Source organism: Paenirhodobacter populi, from assembly GCF_004022215.1.
Lineage (GTDB): Bacteria > Pseudomonadota > Alphaproteobacteria > Rhodobacterales > Rhodobacteraceae > Rhodobacter > Rhodobacter populi.
In genome coordinates this window covers 18,049-27,702 of sequence record NZ_SAUZ01000038.1, presented here as the reverse complement: position 1 = coordinate 27,702, position 9,654 = coordinate 18,049, and the positions used below count along the sequence as shown (strand labels likewise).

The 9,654-nt window shown below is 68.1% G+C and carries 10 protein-coding genes; 1 reads left to right on the top strand and 9 read right to left on the bottom strand.

Going from position 1 to position 9,654, the window contains the following annotated elements; genetic code table 11:
• Window positions 1–290: 290 nt before the first annotated feature.
• The 4 genes from D2T30_RS21045 to D2T30_RS21030 all read right to left on the bottom strand — a co-directional run bounded on the left by D2T30_RS21045 (window position 291) and on the right by D2T30_RS21030 (window position 4,581).
• The gene (locus D2T30_RS21045) at window positions 291–1,373 is read right to left on the bottom strand and encodes a quaternary amine ABC transporter ATP-binding protein (protein ID WP_128210427.1); all 1,083 of its coding nucleotides are present in this window, start codon (window positions 1,371–1,373) and stop codon (window positions 291–293) included.
• Window positions 1,374–1,380: 7 nt separating this feature from the next.
• Complete coding sequence (locus tag D2T30_RS21040; protein ID WP_128210426.1) at window positions 1,381–2,292, bottom strand: ABC transporter permease; 912 nt, start codon at window positions 2,290–2,292, stop codon at window positions 1,381–1,383.
• Between the two features lie 64 nt (window positions 2,293–2,356).
• Window positions 2,357–3,364 (bottom strand): ABC transporter substrate-binding protein, encoded by a 1,008-nt coding sequence (locus tag D2T30_RS21035; RefSeq protein ID WP_128210425.1) that lies wholly within the window; start codon window positions 3,362–3,364, stop codon window positions 2,357–2,359.
• A 320-nt stretch (window positions 3,365–3,684) separates the two neighbouring features.
• Window positions 3,685–4,581 (bottom strand): LysR family transcriptional regulator, encoded by an 897-nt coding sequence (locus D2T30_RS21030; protein ID WP_128210424.1) that lies wholly within the window; start codon window positions 4,579–4,581, stop codon window positions 3,685–3,687.
• A gap of 188 nt (window positions 4,582–4,769) precedes the next feature.
• On the opposite strand from D2T30_RS21030, the gene D2T30_RS21025 reads away from it, so the two are divergent.
• Window positions 4,770–5,870 carry a transglutaminase-like domain-containing protein gene (locus tag D2T30_RS21025; protein ID WP_128210423.1) on the top strand — a complete coding sequence of 367 codons (1,101 nt, stop codon included), beginning with the start codon at window positions 4,770–4,772 and terminating at the stop codon, window positions 5,868–5,870.
• A 17-nt stretch (window positions 5,871–5,887) separates the two neighbouring features.
• Here the strand turns inward: D2T30_RS21025 and D2T30_RS21020 are convergent, their stop codons facing one another.
• The 5 genes from D2T30_RS21020 to D2T30_RS21000 are packed head-to-tail and all read right to left on the bottom strand — an operon-like array spanning window position 5,888 to window position 9,322.
• Window positions 5,888–6,667, bottom strand: coding sequence for an ABC transporter ATP-binding protein (locus D2T30_RS21020; RefSeq protein ID WP_128210422.1), 780 nt, complete (start codon window positions 6,665–6,667; stop codon window positions 5,888–5,890).
• Window positions 6,655–7,644, bottom strand: coding sequence for a FecCD family ABC transporter permease (locus D2T30_RS21015; protein ID WP_128210421.1), 990 nt, complete (start codon window positions 7,642–7,644; stop codon window positions 6,655–6,657). Before D2T30_RS21015 ends, D2T30_RS21020 begins: the two co-directional genes overlap by 13 nt.
• Window positions 7,637–8,662 (bottom strand): iron ABC transporter substrate-binding protein, encoded by a 1,026-nt coding sequence (locus D2T30_RS21010; RefSeq protein WP_128210420.1) that lies wholly within the window; start codon window positions 8,660–8,662, stop codon window positions 7,637–7,639. Before D2T30_RS21010 ends, D2T30_RS21015 begins: the two co-directional genes overlap by 8 nt.
• Window positions 8,635–9,120: an SAM-dependent methyltransferase gene (locus tag D2T30_RS21005; protein WP_128210419.1), complete on the bottom strand. Its 486-nt coding sequence runs from the start codon at window positions 9,118–9,120 to the stop codon at window positions 8,635–8,637. Before D2T30_RS21005 ends, D2T30_RS21010 begins: the two co-directional genes overlap by 28 nt.
• The gene (locus D2T30_RS21000) at window positions 9,113–9,322 is read right to left on the bottom strand and encodes a TOBE domain-containing protein (protein WP_128183661.1); all 210 of its coding nucleotides are present in this window, start codon (window positions 9,320–9,322) and stop codon (window positions 9,113–9,115) included. Before D2T30_RS21000 ends, D2T30_RS21005 begins: the two co-directional genes overlap by 8 nt.
• Window positions 9,323–9,654: the final 332 nt, after the last annotated feature.

Here is a 9,654-nt window from a genome sequence, read left to right as displayed (position 1 = left end):
CCCCCCCCCCCCCCCCCCCCCCCCCCCCCCCCCCCCCCCCCCCCCCCCCCCCCCCCCCCCCCCCCCCCCCCCCCCCCCCCCCCCCCCCCCCCCCCCCCCCCCCCCCCCCCCCCCCCCCCCCCCCCCGGCCTCTCCACCCGCGCTCCGGAACGGGCTTCGAACCGGAAAGCGCGGCCCATGACCGGAGGGGAAGAAGGGGGCCAGCCCCCTCTTTGCCTGACGGCAAATTCACCCCCGGGATATTTTTGGAAAGATGATGGAGGGCCGGTCAGGTGGCTTTGCGGTCCGCCCTAGATTTCATCCTCTCGGGTCAGGATGTTTTCCATCACATCGGACAGGGTGACGACGCCCCGCGGCTCGCCGCCACGCGAAAGCACCGTCGCCTCTGTCGCGGACGTGTCAAGGATGCGCCGCGCCGCCTCTTCCAGCGTCGTGGCGCCGGGCAGGCGGAGGCCGGGCCAGTCGCGTTCCGGGCTCTTGCGCCGCAGGATCGAACGCAGGCGCACCACCCGCCCGCGGTTCACCTCCTTCACGAAGGCGCGGACGTAGTCGTTCTGCGGATGCAGGACGATTTCCTCACCCGTGCCCTGCTGCGAGACCTCGCCCGCGCGCAGGATGACGATCTTGTCGCCAAGGCGCAGCGCCTCGTCCAGGTCGTGGGTGATGAAGACGATGGTCTTGCCCAGTTCCTTTTGCAGATCCAGCAGCACCGATTGCATGTCCATCCGGATCAGCGGGTCGAGCGCCGAGAACGCCTCGTCCATCAAGAGGATCGGCGCATCGTTCGTCAGCGCCCGGGCAAGGCCCACCCGCTGCTGCATGCCACCCGAAAGCTGCGAGGGATAGCGATCCTCATACCCTTTCAGGCCGACGCGCTCGATCCAGTGGCGGGCGCGTTTCGTGCTGTCGCGGCGCGGGATGCCCTGAATGTCCAGTCCGTAGACGGCGTTTTCCAGCACGGTGCGGTGCGGCAGCAGCGCGAATTTCTGGAACACCATCGCCGTCTTGTGGCGGCGGAAGGTGCGCAGCTCATCCGGCGACATCTTCGCCACGTCCTGCCCGTCGATCAGCACCTCGCCCGCCGTCGGCATGATGAGGCCGTTGATATGGCGCAGCAGCGTCGACTTCCCCGACCCCGACAGCCCCATGATGACCGAGATCCGCCCCGCCGGCAGATCCGTCGAGATGTCCTTCAGCCCCAGCGAATGGTGATGCTTGCGGTTCAGATCGGCCTTGGTCATGCCGTCCCTGACCGCCTGCACATAGCGCGCGGGATGCGGGCCGAAGATCTTGTAGAGGTTGTGGATCTGGATGCCGGGGACGGTTTCCTCCTCATCCGGCGGCAGGATGTCGGTCTGGTTCTGCCCAGTCATCTTCTGCTCAGTCATCGCGGACCTCCGAATGTCGTTGCAGCCGTCTGCCGAAGGCCTGCGAGGCGCGGTCGAAGGCGATCGCGATGGCCACGAGGGCAAAGCCGTTCAGGAAGCCCATGGTGAAGAACTGGTTGTTGATCGCCTGAAGCACGTTGCGGCCAAGACCGCCCACCCCCACCATCGAGGCGACGACAACCATCGACAGCGACATCATGATGGTCTGGTTGACGCCGGTCATCAGCGTCGGCAGCGACAGCGGCAGCTGCACGTTCCACAGCTTTTGCCGTTCCGAGGAACCGAAGGCATCGGCGGCCTCGATCACCTCGCGGTCCACCAGCCGGATGCCGAGGTTGGTCAGCCGGATCATCGGCGGCGTCGCGTAGATCACCACGGCGATCATGCCGGGCACCTTGCCAATGCCGAAGATCACCACGACCGGGATCAGGTAGACGAAGCTCGGCAGCGTCTGCATCACGTCGAGAACCGGGCTGATGATCCGCTGCGCCCGGTCGGAGCGCGCGGCGAGGATGCCGATCGGCAGGCCGATGGCGACGGCGATCAGCGTGCAGACGGTCACCATCGACAGGGTGATCATCGCATCCTGCCACAGGCCGAACCAGCCGATGCCGAACAGGCCGATCGCCGTGCCGATCAGGATTTTCCACGACCGGCTGGCGGCATAGGCGGCCAGCAGCAGCGCGACGAAGACCACGATCCACGGCGTGTTGACGAACAGGCTTTCCAGCCCGTTCAGGAATTTCTGCAAGGGTGCGGTCACGGCGTCGATCCACGGCGACCAGGCGCGCACCAGATCGCGAAAGCCGGTGTCGATGGTGCGCCGCATCTGGCGCAGGGTGCTTCCGCTCAGTTCGGGGGCGTTGCACAACAGGGACGGAAGCCCCCAACAGGATGAAGCCACGGCCTCTCCTTTCTCTCATGATGGAACGGAAACCGCCCGGCGGGCCGGGCGGTTCGCGGGAAGATCAGATCGCGTCTTCGACCTTCTGCGCGGCCTCGTCGCCCAGCCAGGCCTTCCACACCTCGGGATAGGTCTCGAAGAAGTGCCAGGCGGCATCCTCGTTGGTGGCCTGGTTCTCGTCCTGCCAGGCGAGGAGCGCGTTCACCACCTCGTTCTTCCAGCTGCGCTGTTCCAGATAGTCCATGACCACCGGATTGTTCGCCGCCAGCCGCTGAGTGACGACGGTGAAGACCTCGGCCACCGGATATTCCGTCACCTTCGGATCGTCGCAATCGACGACGGTGGTGCAGGTGGTGAATTCCTCAAGGTCCAGCTCCGCCTCGAAGGGCAGCCGCACCATGTCGTATTTGCCCAGGATCGCCGTCGGCGCCCAGTAGTAGCCGAACCAGCCCTGCTGGCGTTCGTATGCATTGGCGATCGACCCGTCGAGCCCGGCCGCCGAGCCGCTGTCGACCAGATCGAAGCCCTTTTCCGCGGCCTTTTCCGCCCGGAACAGATTGGCGGTGGTGATCTGGCAGGACCAGCCCGAGGGGCAGTTCATCACAGCGCCGCGGCTGGGGTTTTCCGGCGCGGGGAACAGCTCGGGATGTTCCAGCGCCTTTTCGACCGAGGTGATTTCGGGATGCGCGTCCGCGATATAGCGCGGGACCCACCAGCCCTCGACCCCGCCGTCTTCGAGGATCCGCGCCGCCTCGATCAGGCGGCCTTCCTCCACGGCGGCGGCCAGCGGATCCTTGACCGAATTGACCCAAAGCTCGGGCGCGATGTCGGGTTCGCCCTTTTCATTCATCGCGGTGAAGGTCGGCATGGTATCGCCCGCCACCAGATCGACCTGGCAGCCGTAGCCTTCCTCCAGCACGATCTTGTCGACCCAGGCGGCGACACCCGCCGAAGCCCAGTTCATTTCCGCGATCGAGACACGCCCGCAATCCGCCGCGTCCTGAGCCATGGCGGTTCCCGCCGCCAGACCCGAACAAAGCGCGATGGCAGAGGCATAGACCAACTTCGTCATGACAATAATGTCCTCCGTCGTCGTTGTGTTGTGCAGCACAAAAGAAGACCCGCCATGGTGCTGCCCCACGACGACCCGCTGGATGTATCGAAGGACCCGCAACGGCCGCCTTGGCGACCTGGACCCGGATGCAAGCCCGAAAAGGGGCGCAAACAGTGCTCCACCACACCGGCCGGATCGGGGCGCGGCGGCACGAACATCGCGGCAATTCCGCGCGACTGAGATGCGTATAACGCAATTCTCACGGATTATCAAACATATGCCGAAAGGGACCCGGTGCAGGACCGGTTTCCGTTGCGACACCGCGGCCCGATGCGCCCTCAGTCGAGCCCGTCGCGGCGCAGTTCGGCGGCGGCGAAATCGATCAGCGCGCGGATCTTGCGCGGCAGGACCCGGCCTTCCAGATAGACGGCGTTCAGGGGTGCGGTGCGGCTGCGATAGTCGGGCAGCAGCTCGACCAGCCGGCCCGAGGCGAGGTCGTCGCGCAGCACGAACCGCGGGCAGAAGGCCACGCCGATCCCCGACACCGCCAGATCCCGGGCGATCTGCGCGCTGTTGACCATGAAGCGGCTTCGGACCGCGACCACGGTTTCCTCGCCGTCGCGCAGGAGCGGCCAGAGGAACGGGTTCCGGCGGTTGGTGTCGACGATGCAGTCATGTTTCTCAAGGTCGGCGGGCACCTGCACCGGGCCGCAGCGCGCCAGATACCCGGGCGAGGCGACCAGCGCGCTGGTCAGCGTGCCCAGCCGGCGCGCCTTCAGCGATTGCTGCCCCGGCTCGCCGATGCGGAAGGCAAGATCGATCCCCGCCGTCGCCAGATCGACGAAACCGTCGTCCAGCCGCAGGTCGATCGACAGGCCGGGATGATGCGCGGCAAAGCGGCTGAGCAGGTCCTTCACATGGCTTTCGCCAAAGCTCACCGGGGCCGAGATGCGCAGCACCCCGGTATAGCCCCGCGATCCCGCCGAGGTGGAGGCAAGCAGATCCTCGATCTCGTCCAGCAGAGCCGGGGCGCGGAGCAGCATCTCCTCCCCCGCCGGGGTGATGCCGACCCGCCGCGTGGTGCGCTGCAACAGCCGCACGCCAAGGCGCGATTCCAGTTCCGCGACGTATTTCGAGGTCAGCCGGTTCGACAGGCCAAGCCGTTCCGCCGCCGCCGTGAACGACCCGGTCTGCGCCGTGGCGACAAAGGCGCGCAATCCATCCAGAAGGTCCATGCCCTCTCCATTCCGAACGCGGGGGCGATAACCGCGCCGCAGTTTCACCGCTTCGTTCCGGATGCTCAAGCCGGATCTGCGACCGCGGGCATTTCCGCGTTGGTCGATCTGCCCCCAGCGTGTAGCATGGCCGCAGAACGCCACAAAATCGCGGGCGGTTTCGCCCGGATCCTTAGGGGGAGGATACGATGTTTGCAGCCAATCGCCGGACCATCCTGCAGATGGCCCTTGCCGCCGGAGCGGCACCCATGCTGGGCGCCCTGCCCGCCCGCGCCGCCACCGAGCGCGCCTTTGCCCCGCAGCCCAGTGACTGGCGCGGGTTCCAGATCAGCACCGCCGTCAAGCTGCCGGCCGACCGGGGTGCGGCGCAGGTCTGGTTGCCGGTGCCGTCGCTGACGACGGATTTCCAGCGCAGTCTGGACAACACATTCACCGGCAATGCGAAGACGGCCGAGATCGTGACCGATCCCGTGACCGGCGCGCAATACCTGCATGCGACCTTCGAGGAAGGGGTCGTGCCCGAACTGGTGCTGACCAGCCGGTTCGAGACCCGCAACCGCACCATCGACTGGACCCGCACCACCGAGGCCCATGAGGATCCGGCCGTCCTTGCCGCCGCGCTGAAGCCTTCGGCGAACAAGCCGCTGGACGGGGTCGTCGCGCAGAGGGCGGCCGAGATCACCGCCGGGGCGGAGACCGACCTCGACAAGGTCAAGGCGATCTATGCCTGGATCGTCGCGCATTGCTACCGCAACCTCGACACGCCCGGCTGCGGCCCGGGCGATACCGTCGCGACGCTGACCTCGGACGGGCTGGGCGGCAAATGCGCCGATCTGAACGGGCTGTTCGTCGGGCTGGCGCGGGCCTCGGGGGTGCCGGCGCGCGATGTCTATGGGGTGCGGGTCGCGCCTTCGGAATTCGGGTTCAAGCAGCTTGGGGCGAACACCGCTTCGGTCACCGGGGCGCAGCATTGCCGCGCCGAGGTCTGGCTGTCCGATTACGGCTGGGTCGCGATGGATCCGGCCGATGTGCTGAAGGTGATGCGGGCCGAGACCGACACCTGGATCAAGGATCCGTCCGATCCGCTGGTGGCCGCGGTCAATGCCGCGCTTCTGGGGAACTGGGAGGGCAACTGGGTCGGCTTCAACACCGCCGAGGATCTGGCGCTGGACGGGCGCCGCGCCGCGCTGCCGTTCCTGATGTATCCGCAGGGGACGCTTGGCAACCATGACCTTGACGAGCTGGACGCCAAGGCCTTCAGCTACGACATGACCGCGCAGGAAATCTGATACCGGATCCGGCGCGGTCAGCCGCGCCGGAACACCTTCGAGCCGTCGGCAAGCGTGTAATCCCGCACCGGCATCTCATACAGCCGCGACAGGTTTTCCGCCGTCAGCGCCCGGTCCACCGGCCCGCAGGCGATCACGCCGGAGCGCCCCGTCAGCAGGGCGCGATCCCCGGTTTCGGCCGCCTGATCGGGATCATGCGTCGACAGGATCACGCCCATGCCGCGCTCCGCCAGCGCGCGGATCGCCTCCTGCACGCGGATGCGGTTGGCGAAGTCGAGGCTGGCGGTCGGCTCGTCCATCACCACCGCGACGGCCCGCTGCGCCATCGCCCGCGCGATCAGCACCATCTGCCGCTGCCCGCCCGAGAGCCGCGTCACCTCCTCCTGCGCCAGCGCGGCGATGCCAAGACCGTCGAGCGCCGCCTCGGCCCGGTCGCGCTCCGCCCGGCCCGGACGGGCAAAGGGGCCGAGCGCGGTCGACGCCCCCATCGTCACGATGTCGAGCGCGGTATAGGGAAACGGCGTCGCCAGTGATTGCGGCACATAGGCCAGATGCGCGGCGATTTCTGCCCGCGACAGCGTGCCAATGGGCCTGCCCGCCAGACGCACCTCCCCCGCGATGGCGGGGATCAGGCCCAGCAACGTGCGGAACAGTGTCGTCTTGCCCACCCCGTTCGGACCGAGCAGGCACAGCACCTCGGCCGGGCGGAGGGCGAAATCGACGCCCGACAGGATCGCCCGCCCGGCATGGCCGACGGCAAGGGCCTGCGCCGCGATCAGCGGGGTCACTCCGCCCATGACCGCCTCCCCCGCGACAGCAGCCAGATGAAGAACGGCGCCCCCAGAACCGAGGTGAGGATCCCCAGCGGCACCTCGATCAGCGCGATGGAGCGCGCGGCGGTATCGACCAGCACCATGAACGCCGCGCCCAGCAGCAGCGCGGCGGGCAAGAGCCGGTCGAAGCGCGGCCCGGTGATCAGCCGCGCCATATGCGGCACCATCAGCCCGATCCAGCCGATGACGCCCGCCATCGCCACCGCCGCCGCCGTCACAAGCGTTGCCCCGGCGATGGCGATGAGGCGCAGCCGTCGCGCCTCGACCCCCAGCATCCGGGCCTCGTCATCGCCCAGCGACAATAGCCCGATCCGCCAGCGCAGCGCGACCAGCGGCGCGAGCCCCACGACGATCGGCGGCAGCGCGGTCAGCAGGTCGGCCTGCTTCACCCCGGCAAGGCTGCCCATCAGCCAGAAGGTGATGGCCGGCAGTTGCTGATCCGGGTCCGCCAGCAGCTTGACGAGCGCAATCCCCGCCCCGGCGAGCGAACCGACCGCGACCCCCGCCAGCACCATCACCAGCACCTGCCCCCCGCCGCGCAGCGTCAGCGCGATCAGCAGCACGACCGAGACCGTGGCAAGGCCGGTGACGAACCCCAGAAGCTGGATCGCCAGCACCGGCAGCCCGAGCAGGATCCCCAGCACCGCGCCGAACCCCGCCCCGGCCGAAACCCCCAGAATATCGGGGGAGACGAGCGGATTGCGAAAGATCGTCTGATAGGCCGCCCCCGCCCCCGCCAGCGCGGCGCCCACCAGCGCCGCCGCCAGAACCCGCGGCAGGCGGATGTTCCACAGCACGACACGCGCGCTTTCGCCCCCGCCGCCGGTCAGCGTGGCAAGGATCTCATTCAGCGACAGGCTGAACGGCCCGATCGCGATACCGGTCAGCAGCGTGGCGACCAGCCCCGCCGACAGGACAAGGAGGAGGACCCGTTCACTCACCCAGCAGCGCCGAAAGCTCCGCCTCGTCGGGCGTCACGCCATAGAACAGCGCGTAGAACGCCCGCACATCGGCGCGCAGATCGCCCTTGGCCTGCGCGGGATAGAGCTTGTGCGCCAGCCATTTCAGCCCGATCAGCCGGTTGACCGAAGGCGGACTGTCGATGAAGCCGAAGGGCGCCGAGGGGACAAGATAGACCCGCTGGTCCCGAACGGCGGGAATCCCCTGCCATTCCGGCATCCGGCCGACATTCTCGGCAAACTCCCGGTCGGTGGCGAGGATGACATCGGGCGCCAGCGCCTGCACCTGTTCGGGGGAGACGGTGGCAAGCCCCCTGCCCGCCGCCTCGATCACGTTGCGGCCGCCGACCCGGGTGATGATCTCGGCGTTGATCGAACCCGCGCCCGCCGTCTCGACCCCTTCGGCGCCACGGGCGAAGTAGACTTTCGGGCGCTGATCCTCGGGCACCTCGGCCAGAAGCGCGTCGGTTTCGGCCAGCGCCGTCTCGGCATAGACGGCCAGTTCCTCGCCGCGGTCGGGCACGCCAAGGACATCCGCCATCTGCCGGATCGCCTGCGGCATCGCCGCAAGGGCGCCGTCGATCAGCACATAGGGCACGCCGGTCTGCTGCTGCACCCGCTCGGCCAGATCCGCATAGGTCGCGCTGATGGTGCCGAAATCGACGACCAGATCGGGCTTCGCCGTCAGCAGGACCTCAAGGTTCAGCGTGTCGCCGCGCCCGGTCAGGCGGCCCAGTTCGGGCAGGTCGCGCACCTCGGGGCGGAGGAAGGCGCGCTCGTCCGGACGGGGCGCACGCACCCAGCCAATCATCGCATCGGGCTTCAGCGCATAGAGCAGCGTCGCGGCCGGCGGACCGGCGGCAAAGACCCGCGCCGGATCGGCCGGAACCTCGACCGTGCGGCCCGTCGCATCGACAACTGCCTGACCCTCGAACGCCAGCGCCGGGGAGGCCAGCGCCAGAAGCGCCCCGATCAGCGCGGCAGGCAGGAGGCGTCGCATGGCAAATCTCCGAATTCGGGCTTGAGATCGACGAGCGGCGTGCCGTCGAGGCAGTCGAGGCCGCGCACGATCAGCACCGGCCCCTCGACCCGCAGCAGACGCACGACCGAAGAGGCGATGGGATTGGGCCGCAGGGGCGAGCGCAGGGCGAAGGTGCCGGTGATCCGCCCGTCATGGCGCGGGCTTTGCAGCACGGCGTCGCGGCGCGACAGGTGCATCCAGTAAAGGACCTGCATCAGGTCCTTTGCCTCGACCCCGCGCAGGGCGGCGTCCCAGGGGGCGAAGACCTCGATCCGGCAGATGGGCCCGTTGTCCGGATCGCCGCGCTTCGGGCAGGCGTCGCGATCCGTCCAGGGCGTGCGGATGCGTCCGATGAACCACAGTTCCGCGTCGAAGGCGGGCGGCGTCGCCACCGCCGCCTCCCCCGGGCGCAGCGGATCGGCGATCGTGTCAGTCATCGACCCCGACCATCACATCCGATGCCTTGATGACCGCCGAGGCGCGGGAGCCTACCTCCAGCCCCAGCTCGGCGACCGCCTCGTTGGTGATCGAGGCGGTGACGATGCTGTCGCCGATGCGGATGCGGACATGGCTCGTCACGGCGCCCCGGACGATCTCGACGACGGTGCCCGGCAGGACGTTGCGCGCGCTGATCCTCATGCTTCCCCCCATTCGTTCAGGTCACCGGACTATAGCGCATGCGGGGCGGCATCGGTCAAGTTGCCAGCCGGGTGGCCGGATCGCGGCGCGGGAGGCGATTTCCGGCTGCAGCAGGCACATGCAAACGACACCCCGCGCATCGTGAACGTTGACGAGTCCCCATCGGGCCGTCATAAATGAATGCATACTTACTCGCGTCTGCGGGTTTCGATGTGCGAAAGCTGTCTGTGTCCTAATTCTCCGCCGTCTCCTTGTGAGCGGGTATTGCCTCTTTCCCATCGACGCCTCGCCGGGTTTTCCCGACCGCCAATATTTGATGGAGAAATGCGCCC